At 71.1% G+C, this 24,099-nt stretch carries 18 protein-coding genes; 12 read left to right on the top strand and 6 right to left on the bottom strand.

Annotated features, from left to right (window positions below; translation table 11 throughout):
- Window positions 1-119: 119 nt before the first annotated feature.
- The 4 genes from AC06E6_RS08770 to AC06E6_RS08785 all read left to right on the top strand — a co-directional run bounded on the left by AC06E6_RS08770 (window position 120) and on the right by AC06E6_RS08785 (window position 3,153).
- The gene (locus AC06E6_RS08770) at window positions 120-1,391 is read left to right on the top strand and encodes a pyridoxal phosphate-dependent aminotransferase (protein WP_161613239.1); all 1,272 of its coding nucleotides are present in this window, start codon (window positions 120-122) and stop codon (window positions 1,389-1,391) included.
- Window positions 1,392-1,400: 9 nt separating this feature from the next.
- A complete protein-coding gene (locus AC06E6_RS08775; RefSeq protein ID WP_478061002.1) occupies window positions 1,401-2,051 on the top strand; it encodes an SGNH/GDSL hydrolase family protein in 651 nt (216 codons plus the stop codon).
- A gap of 23 nt (window positions 2,052-2,074) precedes the next feature.
- The gene (locus tag AC06E6_RS08780) at window positions 2,075-2,746 is read left to right on the top strand and encodes a class I SAM-dependent methyltransferase (protein WP_161613237.1); all 672 of its coding nucleotides are present in this window, start codon (window positions 2,075-2,077) and stop codon (window positions 2,744-2,746) included.
- Window positions 2,747-2,823: 77 nt separating this feature from the next.
- Window positions 2,824-3,153, top strand: coding sequence for a DUF6172 family protein (locus AC06E6_RS08785; RefSeq protein ID WP_104938074.1), 330 nt, complete (start codon window positions 2,824-2,826; stop codon window positions 3,151-3,153).
- A 40-nt stretch (window positions 3,154-3,193) separates the two neighbouring features.
- Here AC06E6_RS08785 and AC06E6_RS08790 read toward each other — a convergent pair whose 3' ends face one another.
- Together AC06E6_RS08790 and AC06E6_RS08795 are read right to left on the bottom strand one after the other, a co-directional pair.
- A complete protein-coding gene (locus AC06E6_RS08790; RefSeq protein WP_478061003.1) occupies window positions 3,194-4,453 on the bottom strand; it encodes a DEAD/DEAH box helicase in 1,260 nt (419 codons plus the stop codon).
- 40 nt (window positions 4,454-4,493) lie between these two features.
- The gene (locus tag AC06E6_RS08795; RefSeq protein WP_240213432.1) at window positions 4,494-5,285 is read right to left on the bottom strand and encodes a polysaccharide deacetylase family protein; all 792 of its coding nucleotides are present in this window, start codon (window positions 5,283-5,285) and stop codon (window positions 4,494-4,496) included.
- Window positions 5,286-5,331: 46 nt separating this feature from the next.
- Between AC06E6_RS08795 and grxD the strand changes: the two genes are divergently transcribed.
- Window positions 5,332-6,258 carry a Grx4 family monothiol glutaredoxin gene (gene grxD, locus AC06E6_RS08800; protein ID WP_104938071.1) on the top strand — a complete coding sequence of 309 codons (927 nt, stop codon included), beginning with the start codon at window positions 5,332-5,334 and terminating at the stop codon, window positions 6,256-6,258.
- 198 nt (window positions 6,259-6,456) lie between these two features.
- Here grxD and AC06E6_RS08805 read toward each other — a convergent pair whose 3' ends face one another.
- Window positions 6,457-6,996 carry a DUF924 family protein gene (locus AC06E6_RS08805; RefSeq protein WP_056931999.1) on the bottom strand — a complete coding sequence of 180 codons (540 nt, stop codon included), beginning with the start codon at window positions 6,994-6,996 and terminating at the stop codon, window positions 6,457-6,459.
- 199 nt (window positions 6,997-7,195) lie between these two features.
- Between AC06E6_RS08805 and AC06E6_RS08810 the strand changes: the two genes are divergently transcribed.
- The 5 genes from AC06E6_RS08810 (at window position 7,196) to AC06E6_RS08830 (ending at window position 12,007) form a co-directional block, all read left to right on the top strand.
- A complete protein-coding gene (locus AC06E6_RS08810) occupies window positions 7,196-8,605 on the top strand; it encodes an amidohydrolase (RefSeq protein WP_104938070.1) in 1,410 nt (469 codons plus the stop codon).
- Entirely contained in the window at window positions 8,602-9,867 is a 1,266-nt protein-coding gene (locus AC06E6_RS08815; protein ID WP_478061004.1) for an amidohydrolase family protein, read from the top strand. The genes AC06E6_RS08810 and AC06E6_RS08815 overlap by 4 nt, the downstream gene beginning before the upstream one ends.
- A gap of 100 nt (window positions 9,868-9,967) precedes the next feature.
- Window positions 9,968-10,912 (top strand): DegV family protein, encoded by a 945-nt coding sequence (locus AC06E6_RS08820; protein ID WP_293760798.1) that lies wholly within the window; start codon window positions 9,968-9,970, stop codon window positions 10,910-10,912.
- Window positions 10,913-10,981: 69 nt separating this feature from the next.
- Window positions 10,982-11,320, top strand: a complete 339-nt coding sequence (locus AC06E6_RS08825; protein WP_104938067.1) for a hypothetical protein — start codon at window positions 10,982-10,984, stop codon at window positions 11,318-11,320.
- Window positions 11,321-12,007: a Dph6-related ATP pyrophosphatase gene (locus AC06E6_RS08830; RefSeq protein WP_478061007.1), complete on the top strand. Its 687-nt coding sequence runs from the start codon at window positions 11,321-11,323 to the stop codon at window positions 12,005-12,007.
- A gap of 584 nt (window positions 12,008-12,591) precedes the next feature.
- Here AC06E6_RS08830 and fghA read toward each other — a convergent pair.
- From fghA to AC06E6_RS08845, 3 genes are all read right to left on the bottom strand, one after another.
- Entirely contained in the window at window positions 12,592-13,422 is an 831-nt protein-coding gene (fghA, locus tag AC06E6_RS08835) for an S-formylglutathione hydrolase (protein WP_104938065.1), read from the bottom strand.
- A gap of 51 nt (window positions 13,423-13,473) precedes the next feature.
- Entirely contained in the window at window positions 13,474-14,583 is a 1,110-nt protein-coding gene (locus tag AC06E6_RS08840) for an S-(hydroxymethyl)glutathione dehydrogenase/class III alcohol dehydrogenase (RefSeq protein ID WP_104938064.1), read from the bottom strand.
- Between the two features lie 133 nt (window positions 14,584-14,716).
- Entirely contained in the window at window positions 14,717-14,992 is a 276-nt protein-coding gene (locus tag AC06E6_RS08845; RefSeq protein ID WP_104938063.1) for a metal/formaldehyde-sensitive transcriptional repressor, read from the bottom strand.
- Between the two features lie 804 nt (window positions 14,993-15,796).
- On the opposite strand from AC06E6_RS08845, the gene AC06E6_RS08850 reads away from it, so the two are divergent.
- Window positions 15,797-17,338, top strand: a complete 1,542-nt coding sequence (locus AC06E6_RS08850; protein WP_313228871.1) for a ShlB/FhaC/HecB family hemolysin secretion/activation protein — start codon at window positions 15,797-15,799, stop codon at window positions 17,336-17,338.
- Window positions 17,339-17,349: 11 nt separating this feature from the next.
- A complete protein-coding gene (locus tag AC06E6_RS08855) occupies window positions 17,350-24,096 on the top strand; it encodes an MBG domain-containing protein (protein ID WP_478061010.1) in 6,747 nt (2,248 codons plus the stop codon).
- Window positions 24,097-24,099: the final 3 nt, after the last annotated feature.

Genomic DNA, 24,099 nt, shown 5'->3' on the forward strand with positions numbered 1-24,099 from the left:
TAAGCGGCGCGGCGTTCGCGGCCGCCTGCCGGGACCGATTTCCGTTCCGCCCGGAACCATCGCCCCGCATCGCAGCAATTCCGCTACCATGCGGTTTCCCGCCCATGATGGCCCCACGCATGTCAAGCCCTGCCAAGCCGCTGCCCACCCGCGAACGCCTGTCCGAAGTGCGCTACGAGATCCGTGGCGAACTGGCCCGGCGAGCCCGCGAGCTGGAGGCCCAGGGCCGCAGGTTGATCAAGCTCAACATCGGTAACCCGGGCAACTTCGGCTTCCGCGCGCCCGAGCACCTGCAGCACGCCATCGCCGACGACATGGGCCGCACCGACCCCTACACCCACCAGCAGGGCCTGCCGGTGGCGCGCGAGGCCATCGCCGCGGCCTATGCGCGGCGCGGCGCGCCCGATGCCCACGCCGACCGCGTGTTCCTCGGCAATGGCGTATCCGAACTGATCGACCTGTCGCTGCGCGCGCTGCTCAACCCCGGCGACGAAGTACTGGTGCCCTCGCCCGATTACCCGCTGTGGTCGGCGGCCACCATCCTCAACGACGGCCGCCCGGTGTATTACCGCTGCCGGCCGGAGAACGGCTTCCAGCCCGACCCGGTGGAGATCGAGACGCTGGTGTCCTCGCGGACCCGCGCCATCGTGCTGATCAACCCCAACAACCCCAGCGGCGCCAGCTACCCGCGCGAGCTGCTGGAAAAGATCGTCGCCGTGGCCCGCAGGCACAACCTGCTGCTGCTGGTGGACGAGATCTACGACCAGATCCTCTACGACGGCGCGCAGTTCCAGCCGGTCGCGCCGCTGGCCGGGGACCACCCGTGCCTGACCTTCAGCGGCCTGAGCAAGGTGCACCGCGCCTGCGGCTGGCGCGTGGGCTGGATGCTGCTGTCCGGCGACGCCGCGCGGCTGGGCGAGTTCCGTGCCGCGCTGGACCTGCTCAGCGCGCTGCGGTTGTGCGCCAACGTGCCGGGCCAGTACGCCATCGAGGCGGCGGTCAACGGCCCGGACACCATCTCCGCGCTGTGCGCGCCCGGCGGCCGCCTGTACGAAACCCGGCGCGCGGTGATCGAGGCCTGCGCCGCCAGCGAGCACCTGCAGCTGGTGGCGCCGGCCGGCGCGCTGTACGCGTTCCCGGCGGTGGTCGGCCCCGCCGCGCAGGGGTTCGACGACCACGAATTCGCGCTGGAGCTGATGAACGACGAGGGCGTGCTGGTGGTGCCCGGCTCCAGCTTCAACGTGCCCTACCGCCACCACTTCCGGGTGACCCTGCTGCCCGAGGCCGCGACCATGCGCGAGGTATTCGGCCGCATCGACCGGGTGCTGGCGCGCCGTGCCGAGCGGATCACCAAGGTGGTGCCGCTGAAGACCCGCAGCGCGGTGGCCTGAGGCGCGGCGATGGGCAACAGCGGACCGGCCACGGCCAGCAGCGCGCGCTACCTGGCGCTGGGCGATTCCTACACCATCGGCGAAGGCGTGCCCGCCGCGGGCACCTGGCCGTTCCAGCTGGCCGCGGCGCTGCGCGCGCGTGGCCTGGCACTGGCCGACCCGGAGGTCATCGCCACCACCGGCTGGACCACCGACGAACTGGCCGCCGCCATCGACGCGGCCGCGCCACGTGGCCCGTACGCGCTGGCGAGCCTGCTGATCGGGGTCAACAACCAGTACCGCGGTCGCCCGCTCGCCGAATACCGCCAGCAGTTCGAGCAACTGCTGCAACGCGCGGTGGCGCTTGCCGCCGAAGACCCGCGGCGGGTTCTGGTGCTGTCCATTCCCGATTGGGGGGTGACCCCGTATGCGGCCGCGCATGGCCGCGACGCCGCCGTCATCGCCTGCGAGATCGACGACTTCAACGCCGCCGCGCGCGCCTGCTGCGGCGATTACGGCGTGGCGTTCGTCGACATCACCCCGGCCAGCCGCGTGCAGGGTGCCGAGGCGGCGATGCTGGTCGACGACGGCCTGCACCCTTCGGCGGCGATGTACCGGCTGTGGGTGGAACAGGCGCTGCCGGTGGCGGCCGACCTGCTGACCGGCACGACCGCCGCGTGAGCAGGCCGTCCGGGACCGCGGCCATGGCCGCCCAGGATGCCCGGGCCATCGCCCGCGCGTTCGCCCCGCGCCACCCGCTGGGCAACCGCTGGGACTACTGCTACGTGCTGTCCAAGCTGCGCAGCGATCCGCTCTACCCCGGCGTGCTGGAGGCGCTGCGCGGCAGCCACGCGCCGCTGCTGGACATGGGCTGCGGGCTGGGCCTGCTGGCGCATGCGCTGCGCCACGACGGCCAGCCGCAGCGCTACCGCGGGGTGGACAACGATGCCGCCAAGATCCGCCGCGCCGATGCCGTCGCCCGCCGTGCCGGCCTGGCTGCCAGCGGTTTCGAGGTGATGGACCTGGCCACCACCCTGCCCGAGCACCGCGGCAGCGTGGCCATCCTCGATGTCCTCCAGTACCTGCCGGCCGAGGCGCAATCGGCGCTGCTGCGGCGCGCCGCGGCGATGCTCGATGGCGATGGCCGGCTGGTCCTGCGCATGGCCCTGGCCGACGACAGCCGCCGCGGCCGCATCTCGCGCATCGGCGACCGCGCCGCCAACTGGATCGGCTGGATGCAGTTCCGCCCGCGCCACTACCCCGACGCCGCCAGCCTGCGCGCGCTGCTCGAGCAGGCCGGCCTGCAGGTCAGCCTGTCGCCGCTGTACGGCAACACGCCCTTCAACAACTGGCTGCTGGTCGCGCGCCGCGCCTGAACCACGGCGGCACCGTTTGCGCGGATAATCGTGGCATTGCCCCGCCCGTCCCGGGCCGGCACCCTGACGAGAGTCCCGTGAGAAGAACCTACCGCCTCGATATCGAAGGCAAGCATCCCGAGCGCCTGCTGGAAGCCAGCAAGCACGACATCCGCAAGTACGTCAGGCGCGAGCGCGGCAAGCCGCTGCCGGCCGGCGCCGATTTCTGGGATTTCGACAGCAAGGCCGGCGTCGATGAGGCCAGCGCGCAGCCGGTGCCGTTTCCCGAGCTGATCCGTGCGGTGGACGCGCTGGTGGCCGCCGGCAACCGCCAGTTCTACGTGGAAGTGCTGCGCAAGCCCGGCAAGCGCACGCCGCGCCCGGCGGCCGCCGCGGACCTGCCGCCGGAAAGCGACTTCGAGGATTGACCGCGCCTGCGCTGCCGGGCCCCGCCCGGCCCCGCGCAGTTCAGCCGGCGGTCTTGTCCGCAGCCACCGCGGCGCGCAGCCGGTCCTTCCGGCTGGGCCGGCGGCCCTTGATGCCGCCATTGCCATCGCCGGCCGGCACGGCGGCCGGCGCCGCCTCGGCCGGCTCGAAACCCGGCACCACTTCCGGCTCCAGGCGCAGGCCATGGCGCCGGCAGATCACCCGCCAGTGCGCCAGCGCCGCAGCCTCGACCAGGCTCACCGCCAGCCCGGTGGCGCCGGCACGGCCGGTGCGGCCGATGCGGTGCAGGTAATCGGCCGGCGAGCGCGGCAATGCGTAATTCACCACCACCGGCAGGCCGGCGATGTCGATGCCGCGCGCGGCCACGTCGGTCGCCACCAGCACCTGCAGCTGCCCCTCCTTGAACGCCTGCAGGGTGCGCACCCGGCGGCCCTGCGACAGGTCGCCATGCAGTGCCTGCGCGGCGATGCCGTGCCCGCGCAGCGCGCCGGCCAGACGGTCGCCCTCGCGGATGCTGGCGACGAACACCAGCACCTGCCGCCAGCGCGGATCGGCCAGCAGCGCCAGCAGCAACTCGACGCGGCGCGCGCCATCGACCCGCAACGCGCGCTGCTCGATCCGCGCGGGGGCCTGCGCATCGACCTGCAGGCGCGCGGGCGCACGCAGGCCGGCGGCCGCCAGTGCCGCGATCGGCTCGGCGAAGGTGGCCGAGAACAACGCCGTCTGCCGCTGCACGGGCAGTTCGGCAAGGATCCGGCGCAGCTCGTCGCCGAAGCCCAGTTCCAGCAGCCGGTCGGCCTCGTCCAGCACCAGCAGCTGCACCTGGCGCAGCGACAGCGCGTTGTGCGCCAGCAGATCGAGCAGGCGCCCGGGGGTGGCCACCACCACGTCGGCGCCCCCGCGCAGCGCCATCATCTGCGGGTTGATCGACACCCCGCCCACCGCGCACACCACCCGCGGCTGCCGCGGCAGTTCGCGGCCCAGCGTCGCGAACACGTCGGCCACCTGCAGCGCCAGTTCGCGCGTGGGCACCAGCACCAGTTGCCGCAGCACCCGCGGCCTGCGCGGCGGTGCCAGGAACAACCGTTGCAGGGCCGGCAGCACATAAGCGGCGGTCTTGCCCGAGCCGGTCGGGGCCAGCGCCAGCACGTCCTGCCCCTTCAGCAGCACCGGCAGCGCCTGCTGCTGGATCGGCGTTGGCGCGGCGTAGCCCGCCTGCTTCAGCGCGCGCGCCAGTGCGGGCAACACGTAGGGAGACAGGCCGAGTCGGGAAAAGGGCATGCGGGGGGTCCAGGCGCCGCCGGCAGGGCGGGCGGCGAGTCTACGGGGTTTCCGGCAACCGCGCGGGCAACCCGCGCATCTGCAGCTGCTGCAGCACCGATTCGACGATGGCGGCATTGTGGCCATGCGCGGCACCTTCGTGCAGCAGCACGATCGCGCCCGGCGCCAGGTCGCGGACGATGCGCGCCACCACCGTCTGCGGCTGGCAGTGGACGCCGTCGAAGCCGCGCGCGCTCCAGCCCACCCGCGCCAGCCCGTGCCGGCGCAGCGCCGCGGCGACGAACGGGTTGGTCATGCCCACCACCGAGCGGTACCAGCGCGGCGGCGTCCCGGCGATCGCCGTCAACACCTGCTGGCAATGCCCGATCTCGCTGGCCATGCGCCGCGGCCCCAGGCGCCAGAACCAGGCCTGCGGATGCGAATGGCTGTGGTTGCCCAGCCCGTGGCCGCGGCGCAGCACCTCGCGCACCAGTTCCGGGCGTGCCGCCGCGCGCTCGCCGACCATGAAAAAGGTGGCGCGGGCGTCGTAGCGGTCGAGCAGATCGAGGATCGCCAGGGTGTCGTCGGACGGACCGTCGTCGATGGTCAACCACACCGCCGGGCCGGGCAGCCGCGACAGCACCGGCGCGTAGAAGCGGCTGTTGGGCAGGAACACCGGCACCACGAACAGCGCGTGGCTGGCCAGCAGCAGCGGCAGGCCGGTGGTCCAGCCCAGCGCGGCCCAGGCCAGCGCCACCAGCGCCTGCGACAGCAGCAGCCAGCCGGCCCAGCGCCAGGGATGGCTGGGCGTGCGATGCAGGGTTCCCGTGGCGGTCATGTCCCATGATGCCATGCGGCGTAGAATCGCCCTTGTCACAGACCAACTTCACGAGTTCACGATGTCCCTGGATCCCGCCCTGCGCGAACGCATCGAATCCCTCCTCGGCGCCAACCGCGTCGTCCTGTTCATGAAGGGCCAGCCGGCCATGCCGCAGTGCGGCTTCTCGGCCAAGGCCGTCGGCGTGCTGCAGGACCTGGGTGTCGATTTCGCCCACGTCAACGTGCTGGCCGACGCGGAGATCCGCGAGGGCATCAAGGCCTACGGCGACTGGCCGACCATCCCGCAGCTGTACGTGGACGGCGAACTGGTCGGCGGCAGCGACATCATGCTGCAGATGGCCAACAGCGGCGAACTCAGCGCCCTGCTCGGGGTGGCGCCGCCGGACCGCACCCCGCCGTCGATCACCATCACCCCGGCCGCGGTGGAAATGCTCAAGGGCGCGCTGGCCGACGCCCCGGGCGCCGCGCTGCAGCTGAGCATCGACGCGCGCTTCCAGCCGAATTTCCAACTGGCCCCGCTCGACGCCAACGCCATCGCCGCCGAATCCAACGGCCTGCGCGTGCAGTTCGACGCGGCCAGCGCGCGCCGCGCCAACGGCATCACCATCGACTGGGTGGACGACATCCGCGGCCAAGGCCTGGCCATCGACAACCCCAACGCGCCCAGGCCGGTGCAGGAACTGGACGTGCGCAGCGCCGACGACCAGCTGCGCGCCGGCAGCCTGACCCTGGTGGACGTGCGCCCGGCCGACGAGCGCGCCATCGCCGCCATCAACGCCCCGTTCGAGACCTTCGACGGCGACAACCGTGCCCGCCTGGAGGCGCTGCCCAAGGACACCGCGCTGGCGTTCCTGTGCCACCGCGGCGGACGCAGCGCGCAGGCGGCCGAGCAGTTCCGCGCGCTGGGCTTCACCCGCGTCTACAACGTCACCGGCGGCATCGACGCCTGGGCGCAGGACGTGGACAACAGCGTGCCGCGCTACTGACCGCGCGGAAGCGACCATGCAGGCAGGCAGACACCGGCGCAAGCCGGTGTCTGCGTTTCCGGTGGCCGCAACCGAGCCGGTGGCAACGCCTGCGGGAGCGGGGTCAGTCGCGAGGGGCCATGCGCAGGGAGCATTCGCGGCAACGCCGCGTTCGCGACTGGAAGGGCGCCCGCGACGACAGCACCCGCCGCGCCGCCGTCAGCCGGCGAAACCGCCCTCGGCCAGGAAGTGCAGTTCCTCCGGCGTCGGAATCCGGCCCAGTACCGCATTGCGGTGCGGGAACCGGCCGAAGCGGCGGATGATGTCGCGGTGCAGCTCGGCGAAGCGCAGGTACTCCAGGTCGCCGAGCACCTCGAACATCGCCACCGAGCGCTCCTGGTCCTGCGGGTCTTCCGAGTGTTCGAACGGCAGATAGATGAAGGCGCGCAGCTGCGGCGTCAGTTCGCGGTCCAGTCCTTCCTCGATGGTGCGCATGGCGTAGTGCCGCGCCAGTCCATCGGTGGCGAAGGAATGGGCAGTGCCGCGGAAACAGTTGCGCGGGAACTGGTCGAGCAGGATCTGCAGCGCCAGCGCGCCGTCGGCGCTGTGCAGCCACTCCTCGCAGCCGCGGCGCGCGGCCAGGTAATGCAGGTCCAGGAAGCGCCGGCGGAACTCCTCGTCGAAGGCGTCGTCGCGCGCGAACCACCGCCGCGGCCCCGCCGAACGCCAGAAATCCACCACTGTCTGTACTGCTTCCATCACTCCAGTCCCTGATCGTTCGGCCGCCCGCGGGGCGACGCTGGCCCGCGACGGTGCAGCTTAAGCGGCCGGCACCGCTCTGGATACCACCACGGCCGCGCGCCGGATCGCGCCTGCAACCCCGCCAGTCCATGCACTTGGCAAATCCCGGGGCCACGGCTAGCGTGCGGGCACCTTCCACGCCGCCTATGGAGAACCCATGCGACACCGACTGCTGGCCGGGCTCGGCCTGGCGCTGGCCTGCGCGCAACCCGCGCCTGCCGACGCCACCTCGCGCTTCGTGCAGGACCCCTACCCCAGCACCTATCGGCCACTGCCCGCCGCGCCGGTACTGATCAGCCACGCCACCGTGCTCGACGGCACCGGGCGGCGCCTGGACGACGCCGACGTGCTGCTGGCCGATGGCCGCGTGGTCGCGGTCGGCAACGCGCTGCAGGCACCGGCCGACGCGGTGCGCGTGGACGGCCGCGGCAAGTGGGTCACGCCGGGCATCATCGACGTGCATTCGCACCTGGGCGTGTATCCCAGCCCCGGCGTGCAGGCGCATGGCGACGGCAACGAGATGACCGCGCCGGTGACCGCCAACGTCTGGGCCGAACATTCGGTGTGGCCGCAGGACCCGGGCTTCGCCGCAGCGCTGGCCGGCGGCGTGACCGCGATGCAGGTACTGCCCGGCTCGGCCAACCTGGTCGGCGGCCGCGGGGTGACGTTGAAGAACCTGCCGGCCACCACCTACCAGGCGATGAAGTTCCCCGACGCGCCGTGGGGCCTGAAGATGGCCTGTGGCGAGAACCCCAAGCGCGTGTATGGCGGCAAGGGCACCGCGCCGGCCACGCGCATGGGCAACGTCGCCGGCTACCGCGCCGCCTTCATCGACGCCAGCGAGTACATCGCCAAGAACACCGCCGCGCCGGTCAAGCGCAAGCGCCGCTTCGGCCGCGACGACAACGGCGACAGTGCCGGCGACAGCGGCGGCAAGCGCGACCTCAAGCTGGACACCCTGGCCGGCGCCATCCAGGGCGACATCCGCGTGCACATCCACTGCTACCGCGCCGATGAAATGGCGACCATGCTCGACCTGGCCAGGGAATTCGGCTTCAAGGTGGCCGCGTTCCACCACGGCGTGGAAGCCTACAAGCTCGCCGACCGGCTCGCCGCCGAAGGCGTGTGCGGCGCGCTGTGGGCCGACTGGTGGGGTTTCAAGATGGAAGCCTTCGACGGCATCCAGGAGAACATCGCGCTGGTCGACCGCCCGGCCAACAGCTGCGCCATCGTGCACTCGGATTCGCCGGAGGGGATCCAGCGCCTGAACCAGGAAGCGGCCAAGGTCATCGCCAGCGCACGCCGCGCCGGCATGGGCGAGATCGCGCCGGAACACGCCATCCGCTGGCTCACCGCCAACGCCGCACGCGCACTCGGCATCGAACAGCGCACCGGCACCCTGGAGCCGGGCAAGATGGCCGACGTGGTGGTCTGGAACGGCAACCCCTTCAGTTCCTACGCGCTGGCCGAAAAGGTCTATGTCGACGGCTTCCAGGCCTACGACCGCGGCAACCGCGCGCAGCAGCCGCTGAGTGATTTCATGCTCGGCCAGGAGGTGCAGCCATGAGCGCGCCCCTCGTGTTCCTGCGCCGCCTGGCGCTGTTGGCCGCGGCCGTGCCGGGCATCGCCTGCGCCCAGGACGTGCTGGTCCGCAATGCCACCGTGCACACCGCCACCGCGCGCGGCACGCTCAATGCCAGCGACGTGCTGGTGCAGGGCGGGGTGATCCGTGCCATCGGCCCGGGGCTGGCCGCGCCGGCCGGGGTGGAGGTGGTCGATGCCGGCGGCCGCCCGCTGACCCCGGCGCTGTTCGGCGGCATCACCGACATCGGCGTGGAGGAGATCTCCGGCGAGGCCGCGACCGTGGACAGCGCGGTCAAGCTGGAGGACCAGCCGCAGCGCCCCGAGTTCGACGTCACCCTGGCCTACAACCCGGACTCGGTGCTGGTGCCGGTGGCGCGGGTGGAAGGCATCGGCTTCACCGCGCTGGGCGCCAACAGCGGCGGCGGCTTCATCGCCGGCCAGGGCGGGGTGATGCGGCTGGACGGCAGCGCCGACCCCATCGGCCCGCGCATGCTGTTCGTGCGCCTGGGCGCGGCCGGCGCGGAACTGTCCGGCAGCTCGCGTGCCGCGCAGTGGATGCTGCTCGACCAGATGGTGGCCGAAGCGCGCGGCCGCGTCGCCGCCGATTCGCCGCATGCGCTGCTGACCCCCGCCGGGCGCGCGGTGCTGGCGCGCTATCTCGGCGGCAACGGGCGCATCGTGGTGCGCGTGGACCGCGCCGCGGACATCCGCCAGCTGCTGCGCTGGGCCGGGCGCGAGCAGGTGCGCGTGGCCATCGCCGGCGGCGCCGAGGCCTGGCGGCTGGCGCCGCAGCTGGCCGCGGCCGGGGTGCCGGTGTTTGTCGACGCGCTGGCCAACCTGCCGGCCAGCTTCGACCAGATCGGCGCCACCCTGGAGAACGCCGCGCGGCTGCACGCGGCCGGCGTGCCGGTGGCCTTCAGCCAGGACGGCGACGCCTCGCACAACGCGCGCAAGATCCGCCAGCTGGCCGGCAACGCGGTGGCCCACGGCCTGCCCTGGGAGGCGGCGCTGGCCGGGCTGACCCGGGTCCCGGCGCAGGCGTTCGGGGTGGCCGACCGCATCGGCAGCATCGCGGTGGGCCAGCAGGCCGACCTGGTGCTGTGGGAAGGCGACCCGCTGGACGTGGGCCACTATGCAGAGCGCATGTGGCTGGGTGGGCGCGCGGTGCCGATGCGCTCGCGCCAGACCGAACTGCGCGACCGCTACCTGCGCGGCAGCACCACCCCGCCGGCCTACCGCCGCTGAGGTCCCTGCATCCGGCGCCGCTGGCAGGGTGGCACCTGCCGCGGCGCCGGTTTTGGGTTAGTGTGACCGCAGCCACACAACGCCCCGGGGGGACTCGAGCATGCGCATCGGAATCGTCGTGGATTCGGCCTGCGACCTGCCGGCCGACTTCATCCGCGAACACAAGCTGGTCCTGCTGCCGATCACCGTGCGCATCGGCGAGGCGGTGCTGGCCGACCACCGCGAGGAAGACGCCACCCTCAACTTCCTCGATACCCACGTCGCCGAACGCGGCGCCGAGGCCGAGACCATCCCGTTCAGCGTCAACCAGATCCGCGACCTGTTCCTGCAGCACCTGGTGATCGACTACGACCACGTGTTCTGCCTGACCATCACCAAGACCCGCAGCCCGATCCACGACAACGCGCTGCAGGCCAGTTTCGCCATCCTCAACGAGTACCGGCCGATCCGCCAGGCCGCCGGGCACAACTCGCCGTTCGCCCTGCGCGTGCTCGACACCCAGAACCTGTTCGCCGCCCAGGCGGTGACCGCGGTGGAGGCGGTACGGCTGCGCGATGCCGGCGCCGGCGTGGCGCAGATGCGCGAGCGGCTGGAAGAACTGGCCGGCAACGTGCACGGCTACATGGTCACCCGCGACCTGTACTACATGCGCGCCCGCGCCCGCCACAAGGGCGACCGCAGCGTCGGCCTGCTCACCGCCGCGCTGGGCAGCGCGCTGGACATCAAGCCGGTGCTGCACGGCTACCGCGGCGAGACCGCGCCGGTGGCCAAGATCAAGGGCTTCGACAACGCGGTGCAGCGGCTGTTCGGCTTCGTCGGCCAGCGCGTGGCCGCGGGCCTGCTGACCCCGGTGGTGTGCGTGAGCTACGGCGGCCCGCTCGACGAACTGCGCGCCCTGCCCGGCTATGCCACCCTGCGCGAAACCTGCCTGGCGCACGGCGTGACCCTGCTCGAAACGGTGATGAGCCTGACCGGCATGGTCAACGTCGGCAAGGGCGCGGTGACGGTTGGCTTTGCCGACCAGCCGCACGCGTTCGAGAGCTGATCGGCGCCGGCGTGTACGCCGGCACCACGCCCGTTGCGCCACACTGGCCCCCACCCAAGGAGACTCCGCATGCCCGTGCACTATTCGATTTCGTTGCCCGATCCCGCCGCCGCGCGCGGCAGCGACCCGCGCCTGTCGTTCACCGCCAACGGTGCCGACACGTTCGCCGAGCAGTTGCAGGATGCCCTGCGCACGCCGGCGCTGTTCGAGCGCTGGCGCGCCACCCAGGAGGATCCCGACGACGTCGACCCGAGCTGGGGCGTGACCGATCCCGAGGCGACGGTCAGCGGCAGGCAATCGGACCTGCGCATCGACCTGGTCGCCATCACCCGCATTCCCGGCGACGTGCTCAAGCAGCGCCTGCGCTGGCTGGCTGGCAGCCACTGGGAACTGCGCGACGTACGCTGAGTGGCCACCCCGGTCCTGCTTTCCTGGAGCGGCGGCAAGGATGCCGCCTGGGCGCTGCACGCCCTGCGCCAGCGCCCGGACATCGAAGTCGTCGCCCTGCTGAGCACCCTCACCGAGGGCTACGAGCGCGCGTCGATGCAGGGCATACGCGAGGAAGTGCTGCGGCAGCAGGCGCACGCCGCCGGCCTGCCGCTGCTGCGCGCCTGGATCGCGCAGGACTGTGACAATGCCGGCTACCTGCAGCGCATGGGCCAGGCGCTTGAAGCCGCCCGCCTGCGCTGGCCGGCACTGCGTACCCTGGCCTTCGGCGACCTGCTGCTGGAGGACGTCCGCCACTGGCGCCAGCAACAGTACGCCGCGCTGGACTGGGACTGCCTGTTCCCGCTGTTCGGGCACGATACCGCCACCCTGGCGCGGCAGATGATCGACGGCGGCCTGCGCGCGCAGTTGTGCTGCGTGGATACCCGGGTACTGGACGCCGCCTTCGCCGGCCGTGACTTCGACCACGCCCTGCTCGACGCGCTGCCGGCCGCCATCGATGCCTGTGGCGAGAACGGCGAGTTCCACACCTGCGTCAGCGCCGGCCCGATGTTCGCCGCGCCGCTGCGGTTGCGGCAGGGCGATACCGTGCTGCGCGATGCGCGCTACGCCTACACCGACTTCGCGGTGGACGAGACAGCACCGTGATCGCGGCCATCATGGCCACCGCGGCGCCGCGGCACTTCCGCGGCGGCTGACCCGGCCGCATCCCGCCAGGCCGACGGGAACGTCGGCGCAGACACGCACGGAGCGGCCGGCGGCGGACGCACAGGCGCGCGGTCCTCGCCCCGCAGCTGGCAGCGCTGCCGGACGAACCGGCCGCGCCGGTACCCGGGGCCCACGCACGCGCCCACAGGGCACGGGCGGCGCAACGGTCGCGCATCACCGGCCAACCGCTCCCGCAGGCCCGGCCGCTGCGGCTACGTCGTCCGCAGGCACCGCGCAGGAATACGTGGCCGCTGGGTCGCGCTGGCGGCCATCCCATGCGTCCCACACCTGCTCCGGCAGCTGTTGCCGCGACTGCCTGCGGCCACTGCAACCTCGTCCACGGCTCCGCCTGCGACAGCGACGGCGGCGATGGGCAGGCGGGGAATGCGGCGGATCGCGCCGCGGCCACAGCCAGGGACAGCCCGGAAGCCGCGGATCAGGCGCCGCAGCGGGGATTCCGCCGCGGCGCGATGCGGCCGCAGCGGACTGCCGCGACCACACCGACGCCCCGCTCCCGCGGCCGCTCAGGCCAGCGCGCGGGCGTGATGGGCGATGTGCTCGCCGATGAAGCTGGCGATGAAGTAGTAGCTGTGGTCGTAACCGGGCTGCATCCGCAGCTGCAGCGGATGGCCGGCGGCCGCGCAGGCATCGGCCAGCAGCTGCGGGCGCAGCTGCGGCTCGAGGAACTCGTCGGCGCCGCCCTGGTCCACCAGCAGCGGCAGCCGCTCCGCGGCCCCGGCCACCAGCGCGGTGGCGTCGTACTGCCGCCACGCATCGCGGTCCTGGCCGAGATAGGCGGCAAACGCCTTCTCGCCCCACGGCACCTGCGACGGCGCCACGATCGGCGCGAACGCCGACACGCTGCGGTAGCGCCCCGGGTTGCGCAGCGCGATCACCAGCGCACCGTGCCCGCCCATCGAATGGCCGCTGATCGCGCGCGCGTCGCTGGCCGGGAACTGCGCCTGGACCAGCGCCGGCAGCTCGCTGACGACGTAGTCGTACATGCGATAGTGCGGCGCCCACGGCGGCTGCGTGGCATTGAGGTAGAACCCCGCGCCCTTGCCCAGGTCGTAGCCTTCGGCATCGGCGACGTCGTCGCCGCGCGGGCTGGTGTCGGGCGCCACCAGGATGATGCCGTGCTCGGCGGCGTAGCGCTGCGCGCCGGCCTTGGTGATGAAGTTCTGCTCGGTGCAGGTCAGCCCGGACAGCCAGTACAGCACCGGCAGCCGGGCCCCGTCCTGCGCCTGCGGCGGCAGGTAGACGCCCAGCGTCATGTCGCAGCCCAGCACCTGGGAGCGGTGCCGGTATACGTCCTGCCAGCCGCCGAAGCAGGCGCGGTGTTCGATTCGTTGCATGGTTCTCTCCAGTCGCGCGGAGGCATGGCCGGGGCGTGCCCCGGCCGCCGGTCAGAAGTGGACGACGCTGCGGATCGACTTGCCTTCGTGCATCAGGTCGAAGGCGTCGTTGATCTGCTCCAGGCCCATGGTGTGGGTGACGAACGGTGCCAGTTCGATATCGCCCTTCATCGCGTCCTCGACCATGCCCGGCAGCTGGCTGCGGCCCTTCACGCCGCCGAAGGCGGTACCCATCCACTTGCGCCCGGTGACCAGCTGGAACGGACGGGTGGAGATCTCCTGGCCGGCGCCGGCCACGCCGATGATCACGCTCTGGCCCCAGCCGCGGTGCGCGCACTCCAGCGCCGCGCGCATCACGTTGACGTTGCCGATGCACTCGAAGCTGTGGTCCACGCCCCAGCCGGTCATCTCCACGATCACCTGCTGGATCGGCTTGTCGTGCTCCTTCGGGTTGACGCAGTCGGTGGCGCCGAACTGCCGGGCCAGGGCGAACTTGGAGGGATTGGTGTCGATGGCGATGATGCGCCCGGCCCTGGCCTGGCGCGCGCCCTGGATCACCGCCAGGCCGATGCCGCCCAGGCCGAACACGGCCACGCTGTCGCCTTCGGCCACTTTGGCGGTGTTGTGCACGGCACCGATGCCGGTGGTGACGCCGCAGCCCAGCAGGCACACGTGCTCCGGGTTGGCCTGCGGGTTGACCTTGGCCAGCGACACCTCGGCCACCACGGTGTACTCGGAGAAGGTCGAGCAGCCCATGTAGTGGTAGATCGGCTGGCCGTTGTACGAGAAGCGGCTGGTGCCGTCGGGCATCACGCCCTTGCCCTGGGTGGCGCGCACGGCGGTGCACAGGTTGGTCTTGCCGCTCTTGCAGAACAGGCACTGCCCGCACTCGGCGGTGTACAGCGGGATGACGTGGTCGCCCGGCTTCACCGAGGTCACGCCCTCGCCGACCTCGACCACGATGCCCGCGCCTTCGTGGCCGAGCACGCACGGGAACAGGCCTTCGGGATCATCGCCGGACAGGGTGAACGCGTCGGTGTGGCAGACACCGGTGTGGGTGATCCGGACCAGCACCTCGCCCGCTTTCGGCGGGGCGACGTCGATCTCGACGATCTGCAGCGGCTGGCCGGGGCCGAAAGCGACGGCGGCACGTGACTTCATGGTTTTCTCCTGTAGCGGTTGTTCGGGTTCGGCGATTGCAGTGGGCTGCCGGGGGGCGATGCGGCGCATCCATGCGCTGCCATGCGGCCGGTGCGCAGCTGCGCAGGCAGCGCCGTCGTCGCCGGCGCTGCCCCTACTTAAGGTAGGAACGGATCAGGCCGGACATCTCGGCCACGCGCGCGGCGCGTTGCGCGTCCGACTGCGCCGGCTGGCCGAATTCCTCGCGCAGGTGCGCTTCCATCACTTCGGACATCAGCCCGTTGACGGCACCGCGGATGGCCGCGATCTGCTGCAGCACCGGCCCGCAGTCGGCTCCGGCCTGCAGCGCGCGCTCCAGCGCATCGCATTGCCCGCGGATCCGCCGCACCCGCGCCAGGACCTTTTTCTTTTCCTCGGGTGAATGCGGCACGCGCGGGCTCCTATCCTGTACTGGGGGACAGTATATTGGACGAAGGCCCGGCTGTCAGCGCTGCTGCGCACGCGTGCGGGCCGGCCTGGCCCGGGGCTGACCTGCGGAGCGGGTCCAGCGGGACGCCACGGAGCAGGACCCATGCCGTTCCTGGCGCCCGGACGGCGCGGACGTGGACGGCAGGCGCCAGCGCGCAAACACATAGGGGTGCAGCCGCAGCGATGGGCGGCGCATCCGGCCATCGAATCGGCCGCCGGATGCGCGGGTCCGCAGCGCCCGGTCCACGCCAGTGCCGGCGTGAACGAGCGGCCCCGGGCACCCCCTCCGCGTCGCCGGGGACGCAACGCCCAAGTACCCCGGGCCGCCCCGGGGGCGGCAATGCTCCGTGGAATTCCGCGCCTGCGATGACACCTGCAGGGCGGGGTCCGATGGCCCACGGGCGAGGGTCCCTGCGCGCGCATGGACCGCGGACGGTGGCCGTTCTCAGGGCCGGTCCCGACCCTGCCGCGGAGCGGGCAATTCAAATTGCGATAGGGGTCACATATGATCCCGCCCACCTGCAAATCGGGTGATGCCATCGGGCCACTTTTCCCGGTTAGAAAGTAAGCCGGTCGCGTTCCCAGGCAAGCGCTCTCAAAACCACTGACGGATACCACGCTGATGCCTCTCAATGGCAGCAACACCCCGATTCGCGTCCCCCGTATCCACCCACTGCGTTGCGCCGTACTGGCCGCCGCGCTGGCGTGCGTCCTCAGCCCCTGCGCATGGGCGCAGGATGCCGCGCCCACCACGGCGCCTGCCACCGTGCATATCGCCCGCATCGCGGTCGAAGGCGTCGGCGAACACCCGGACAGCGGCATCAGCCGCGCGGCGATCGATGCGGTCGCCAACCAGGCCCTGCGCGACATCAGCCCCACGCTGCCGGCAGCGCTGACCTTCGAGCAGATCAAACAGATCACCGCGCGCATCACCCAGGCCTACCGCGAGGCCGGCTTCCTGGTTTCGGTGGCCTACGTGCCGCCGCAGCAGATCGATGACAGCCAGACACTGACGCTGAAGGTGATGGAAGGCCGGGTCGGGCGGGTGCTGGTACAGGGCAGCCGGCGCTATCGCGACGACCAGCTCGGCGCCAGCAGCCTGGGCCTGATCGGCCGCCCGCTGCGCCAGGCGGAGCTGGAACGCGCCCTTCTCTACGCACGCGACCTGCCCGGGGTGTCGGTCACCTCGGTGCTGCAGCCGGGCCAGAACGAAGGCGAGACCGACATCATCCTGGTCGCCCGCGACAGTGAACGCCCCTATGAAATCACCGCCGGCCTGAGCAACCACGGCACCGACAGCACCGGCCAGTACCGCGCCGAGCTGGGCGTGAGCGCGTTCAATGCACTGGGCCTGGGCGACGTGCTCGCCGCAAGCGTCGGCTACGGGCTGGACCCGGCCAACAGCTGGCAGGCGGCGCTGTCCCTGAGCGCCCCGCTGGCAACGGTCGATGGGCTGAGCGCCATTGCCGGCGCCAGCCGCAGCGAGATCGAGCTCAACTCCGGGCCGTTCGCCGCCATCGGCATCAAGGGCCCGACCACGCTCTTCTACGCGGGCAGCGACTGGAAGTTCATCCAGCGCCCGGACCTGCAGGTCCAGGCGTCGGCGCGCTGGGTCCATGAGGAATCCAGGCTCGAGGGCCTGGACATCGAACTCTCGCGCCACACCTTCGACGTGGTCGAGGCCGGAGTGAGCCTGCGCCACACCGACCGCCGCTGGCGTGGCATGAACCTGGCGCAGCTGTCGGTGCGCAAATCCGTCAAGGATGGTTCCCCGGCCTTCAACTGGCTGTATGCCGCGCACGACTCCTACTTCTGGGTGAGCCGGCTGGCGCTGGCGCGCCTGCAGGCCCTGCCCGGCAACCAGCGCCTGCTGCTGCGCGGCAACGCCCAGTTCAGCGATGACGCGCTGACCCCGGTGGAGCAGTTCAGCGTCGGTGGACCGACCAGCGTGCGCGCCTATCCGCTGTCCACGGCACTGGGTGACCGTGGCGTGCAGGCGACCTTCGAGTACCAGGTCAGCGCGCCGGGCTTTGCCGACACGCCGTCGCCGTTCAATGGCCGTCGCTGGGGCGACCTGCTCGAACTGAACCTGTTCTACGACTGGGGCCGCACTTCCCCGGCACCCGACAACCGCCGCATCGGTTTCCAGCCCACGACGCTGGAAGGCGCCGGTGTCGCGATCGGCCTGCGGCTGCCCTGGAAGCCGGAACTGCGGCTGGAGGTGAGCGGCGCCCGGCCTACGGGCAGCTACCGCGCCGCCGATGGACACAGCACCCAGTACTGGGCACGCATCAGCACCACTTTCTAAGGACACCGGCCATGAATCGCATCTACCGTCTCGTGTTCAACCGCGCTCTGGGCCAGGTCCAGGTGGCCTCCGAACTGGGCGCCTCTCCCGGCGCGACGAGCGGCGCCACGCGCCGCCTGCCGGCCGGCCCGCGGCTGACGCCACTGGCGCTGGGCCTGCTGGTGTCCATCAGCAGCCCGGGGCTGATGGCGCAATCGCTGCCGACCGGCGGCAACATCGTGTCCGGCAGCGGCCAGATCGGCGCGCCCGGCGGCAACCAGCTGGTCATCAACCAGGCCAGCGACAAACTGGCGATCAACTGGCAGAGCTTCAACATCGGTGCCGGGCAGAAGGTCACCTTCAACCAGCCCGGCGCGAACGCGATCGCGCTCAACCGCGTACTCGGCGTCGACGGCTCCCTGATCATGGGCCAGCTGGACGCCAATGGCCGGGTCTTCCTGGTCAATCCCAACGGCGTACTGTTCGGCGCCAGCGCCCAGGTGAACGTCGGCGGCCTGGTCGCCTCCACCCTGGGCATCAGCGACGCCGACTTCGCCGCCGGCAACTACCGCTTCAAGGGCGACGGCCGCAATGCGGAGGTGATCAACCACGGCTCGCTCAACACCCGCGCAGGCGGCGCCATTGCCCTGCTCGGCGGCAGGGTCAGCAACCACGGCGTGATCGTCGCCAACCAGGGCAGCGTGGCGCTGGCCGCCGGCGATGCCATGACCCTGGACTTCGCCGGCAACGGCCTGCTCAACCTGCGGGTCGATGAGGCCATGGTCGATGCCCTGGTGGAGAACCACCAGCTGATCAAGGCCGATGGCGGCCAGGTGCTGCTCACCGCCCACGCCGGCGATGCCCTGCTCAAGACCGTGGTCAACAATACCGGGGTGATCGAAGCCCGCACGGTGGGCGAGAAGGACGGCAGGATCCTGCTGATGGGCGACTTCGATGGCGGCGTGGTGAACGTCGCCGGCACCCTCGATGCCAGTGCCCCGGACGGCGGTGATGGCGGCTTCATCGAGACCAGCGGCGCCCACGTGAAGATCGCCGACGACGTCAGGATCACCACCCTGGCGCCCAACGGCAAGACCGGCGAGTGGCTGATCGACCCGTACAACGTGACCATTTCCAACGGCACAAGCTCCGGCATGGGCGGTTTCAACGGCAACGCCAACGACAGCGTGCTCAACGTCACCACCCTCAGCAACGCCCTGGCCAGCACCGGGGTGACGGTGACCACCGGCGTCGGCGGCAGCCAGGCCGGCAACATCACCGTGGACGCGCCCATCAGCTGGAGCGCCAACACCGTGCTGGCGCTCAACGCCGCCGGCAGCATCATCATCAACAAGGACATCACCGCCACCGGCAACAACGCCGGGCTGTCGCTGTCCTACAGCGGCAGCTACAGCCTGAACAAGGGCGCCCGCGTGACCCTGTCCGGCAGCAATGCCAGCCTCAGCCTGGCGGGCACCGGCTACGTCCTGATCCATGACATCGGTGCGTTGCAGAACATCACCAGCACCGGCTTCTACGCCCTGGGCAACGACATCGACGCCAGCGCCACCGCCAGCTGGAACGGCGGTGCCGGCTTCAACCCGCTGGACGGGGCGAGCACCAACTTCGCCGGCCTTGGCCACAGCATCGACAAGCTGACCATCAACCGCGGGCTGGAGAACGACGTCGGGCTGTTCCGCACCGTGAGCGGCAACGTTCGTGACCTGACCCTGTCCAATGCCCGCATCACCGGCCAGATGAACGTCGGCGGCATCGCCGCCACCCTCGGCGGCACCCTCAGCAACGTTCACATGACCGGCAGCGTGTCCGGCTCCAGCGCCTTCGTCGGCGGCCTGGCCGGCACGGTCAACAACGGCATCATCCGCTACTCGTCCTCTGCCGCCGACGTGACCGGCCTGACCGTGGTGGGTGGGCTGGCGGGCAGCGTGCAGAGCATTGCCATGGCCGACTCCTATGCCACCGGCTCGGTCACCGCCACGGTCAGCAACACCAGCGCGTTTGCAGGCGGGCTGCTGGGCGAGGTGATCTCCAGCGCGACGCTGACCAACACCTACGCCAGCGGCAAGGTCACCGGCTACACCACCACCGGCGGCCTGATCGGCGGCGGCTTCCTGCCGACCATCATCGTCAACAACAGCTACTGGGACATCAACAGCACCGGCCAGTCCAGCTCGCTGGGCGGCGGCACCGGGCTGTCCAGCGGAGTGCGCAACCAGTCGACCTACACCGGCTTCGACTTCACCAACATGTGGGTGATGTTCGAAGGCGATACCCGGCCGATGCTGCGCAACGAATACTCCACGACCATCTTCACCCCCCACGCCCTGCAACTGATGGGGCTGGACCTTAATGCCAATTACCGGCTGGGCACCGACCTGAGCCTGGCCAGCGCCATGGCCGCCAGTGGCGGCTACTACGGCGAGGTGTGGGGCGCGTCGGGCTTCCGCCCGGTCGGCAGCAACGCACAGCAGTTCACCGGCAGCTTCAACGGACAGGGCCACAGCATCAGCGGCCTGGTCATCAACCGCGCGGCCACCGACTATGTCGGCCTGTTCGGCTACACCTCCGGCGCGACCCTGGCCAACGTCAGGCTGGTGGGCGGCAACGTCACCGGCAGAGACAACGTCGGTGCCCTGGTCGGCTACATGCAGGGCGGCACCCTCGGCAACGCGTCGGCCAGCACCACGGTCAGCGGCACCAGCACCAGCGAAGCCAACACCGGCGGGCTGGTGGGCACCAACGACGGCGGCGCCATCGCCGATGCCTCCGCCACCGGCAATGTCACCGGGGCCGGCTACCAGGTCGGTGGCCTGGTCGGCTTCAACGTCAACGGCGGCAGCATCACCCGCTCCCATGCCACCGGCAACGTCACCGGCACCAACACGACCGCCAACCTCGGCTATGTCGGTGGCCTGGTGGGCGCCAACGGCTACAGCGGCGATGGCGGTTCCATCAGCCAGTCCTACGCCACCGGCACGGTGCGGGCGTCGTCGGGGCCGGTCGGCGGCTTCGTCGGCCACAACGAAGGCAGCATCACCGACTCCTACGCCACCGGCGCGGTGATCGGCCAGGGCTCTGCGAGCAACATCGGCGGCTTCGCCGGGGTCAATTTCATCAACGGCACCATCAGCAACAGCTACTCCACGGGCTACGTCGCGGGCGGCAGCCAGACAGGCGGGTTCGTCGGCTACAACAACGGCACCAATGGCGCCATCAGCAACGCCTACTGGAACACCCAGACCAGTGGCCAGCCGCTGGCCGCAGCCGGTGGCCTGGTAAACGGGATCACCGGGCGTACCACCGCCCAGCTCCAGGGTGGCTTGCCGGCCGGTTTCTCCGCGTCCATCTGGGGCACCGGCGCCAACCTCTACCCGTATTTCAGCTGGCGCTACGGCACCACGCCCATCGCCATCAGCGGCAAGGCCTTCGGCAATGCCGGTGCCGCCGCCCTGGCGGGCGCGACGCTGACCGCCGTGTCCGGCGGCGTGGCCATCGGCAGCGCCAGCAGCGGGGCGGACGGCTACTACTACATCCTCGGCGATGCCAGCAGCCTGGACGCCAATGGCGCCATCGCCTACCTGGACGGCAACCTCGACACCGGTGCCGGCTTCGGCGACGTGATCGGCACCAACGGCATCCAGGGGCTGGACGTCTACAGCGCCGCCATGCGTCTGTTCACCGGCCAGGGCAGCCTCTCGGCGACCCGCAGCCGCTACCTGGCCGCGCGCGGCAGCCATGCCGACAGCGACCTCGCCTTCCTCTCGTACGGCGACTTCGCGAACCTCACCAGCAGCGGCTACGGCCTCTACCTGGCGGCCAGCGCCGCCAGCTACAGCCTGGACACCAACCTCGGTTCCGGCGGCCTGCTCAGCCTGGACAGCGGCGGCACCTTCGGCATCAGCGGCACCCGCCAGTTGTCGGCAGGCGGCAACCTCAGCGTCGCCGACCGCCTGACCTGGGGCGACAACGCCGGCCTGACCCTCAGCACCAGCAACGGCGGCAACGTCGTGCTGGGCGATGGCATCGATGCGGCCAACGGCAGCCTGGCCCTGTCCGCTGCCGGCACCGTAACCAGCAACGGGGGCGTCAACCTCGGCGTGCTGGATCTCACCGGCGGCACCTGGCGCCAGGTGGCGGCCAGCCTGCCCGGCTTCAGCGTCACCGACTTCCGCCTCGGCGCCGGCGCCACCTTCGTGCGCGCGCTGGGTGGCGATGGCAGCACCGCCACGCCGTACCGCATCACCGATGTCTACGGCCTGCAGGGCCTGGCGTCGACCAGCCTGGCGGGCAGCCGCTTCGTCCTGGCCAACGACATCAACGCCTCCAGCAGCGCGCTGTGGAACAGCGGCACCGGCTTCCTCTCCATCGGCAGCCTGGCCACCCCCTTCAGCGGCCGGCTCGACGGACAGGGACATCGCATCAGCGGCCTGGTCATCAACCGTCCGGGCAGTACCTACAGCGGCCTGTTCGGCTACAACGCCGGCTACGTCGGCAACCTCAACCTGGTGGGCGGCAGCGTGGCCGGCGGCAGCTACAGCGGCGCCGTGGTGGGCTACAACGCCGCCGGCGGGGTTATCGAGCGGGTCAGCAGCGACACCACCGTCACCGGCACGGGCAATGTCGGCGCCCTGGTCGGCAGCAACGCCGGAACCCTCAGCGAGTCGCTGGCCACGGGCAGCGCCGGCGGCGGCCTCAATGGTGGCGGCCTGGCCGGCAGCAACGCCAGCACCGGCGTCATCCGCGACAGCTACGCCACCGGCAGCGCCCAGGGCAGCGCCACCGCGGGCGGCCTGGTCGGGTTCAACGACGGCAGCCTGCTGCGTGTCTATGCCACCGGCACGGCCAGTTCCAGCGCGGGCGCGGTCGGCGGCCTGGTGGGCAGCAATGTCGGCACCGCCACCGGCAGCTTCTGGAACACCAGCAGCAGCGGCCTGGCCCAGGGCGTCGGCGCCGGCAACGGCAGCGGCATCTCCGGGTTGACCAGCGCCCAGCTCACCGGGCTGGCGCCCTTCGTGGCGGCCGGCTGGAGCATCGACGACGCCGGTGGCACGGGCGCCACCTGGCGCATGTACGAGGGCCACAGCGCGCCGCTGCTGCGCAGCTTCATGACCACGCTCAGCGTCAATGCCGGCAACGCCAGCAAGACCTACGACGGCAGCGCCAGCAGCAGCGTCGGCGCCCTGGTGTTCCCCGTCGGCTACGACCCGGCGCTGGTGTCCGGCAGCGCCGTCTACACCGCCAGCAGCGCCAACGCCGGCACCTACACCGGCGCCAACCTGCGTGCCAGCGGGCTCTATTCCAGCCAGTTCGGCTATGACATCGAGCTGCTCGCCGGCACCCTGACCATCGGCAAGGCCGGCCTGACCATCGCCGCCAACAACGGCAGCAAGACCTACGGCCAGGCGGGTGGTGTCAATGGCTTCAGCGCCAGCGGCCTGGTCAACGGCGACACCGTGTCCTCGGTCCAGCTGGCCTCGGCCGGCACTGCGGCCACCGCCAACGTCGGCAACTACACCATCACCGCCAGCAATGCCGCGGGCAACGGCCTGTCCAACTACGACATCACCTACGTCAACGGCACCCTGACCATCGGCAAGGCCGGGCTGACCATCACCGCCAACAACGGCAACAAGACCTACGGCCAGGCAGGCGGTACCAACGGCTTCACCGCCAGCGGCCTGGTCAACGGCGACACCGTGTCCTCGGTCCAGCTGGCCTCGGCCGGCACCGCGGCCACCGCCAACGTCGGCAACTACACCATCACCGCCAGCAACGCCGACGGCAGCGGCCTGTCCAACTACGACATCACCTACGTCAATGGCACCCTGAGCATCGGCAAGGCCGGGCTGACCATCACCGCCAACAACGGCAGCAAGGCCTATGGCCAGGCGGGCGGGATCAACGGCTTCACCGCCAGCGGCCTGGTCAATGGCGACACGGTGTCCTCGGTCGAGCTGGCCTCGGCCGGCACCGCGGCCACCGCCAGCGTCGGCAACTACACCATCACCGCCAGCAACGCCGACGGCAGCGGCCTGTCCAACTACGACATCACCTACGTCAACGGCACCCTGACCATCGGCAAGGCCGGGCTGACCATCACCGCCAACAACGGCAGCAAGACCTATGGCCAGACCGGCGGCATCAACGGCTTCACCGTCAGTGGCCTGGCCGATGGCGACACGGTGTCCTCGGTCCAGCTGGCCTCGGCCGGCAGCGCGGCCACCGCCAACGTCGGTGAGTACACCATCACCGCGAGCAATGCCGATGGCAGCGGCCTGTCCAACTACGACATCACCTACGTCAACGGCACCCTGAGCATCGGCAAGGCCGGCCTGATCATCACCGCCAACAACGCCAGCAAGACCATTGGCCAGCACTCACCGCTCAACGGCTACACGGCGCAGGGCCTGGTCAACGACGACACCATCGACGCGGTCAGGCTGTTCAGCGACGGCAGTGGCGTTAGCGCGCAGCCCGGCAGCTACGCCATCGTCGCCAGCGATGCGCAGGGGGCACGGCTGGACAACTACGACATCACCTACCGCGAAGGAACGCTGGAGGTAAAGGGCCTGTCCGTCGCGCAGAACCTGCAGGTGGGCCGTGAAGTGGCCGCCAGCGTGCGCACGCCCGCAACCCGCCCACCCACCGCTTCGTCCGCCGCCGGCCTGTACCGCCTGGCCGATGCGGCCATCGCCCCGGCCAGCGACGCCTGCACGTCCCTGGAGGAGGTGCGCTGTCCCATCCGCCAGCCGGAATGACGG

This window comes from Stenotrophomonas sp. Steno-Z10-HUANG (assembly GCF_056393075.1).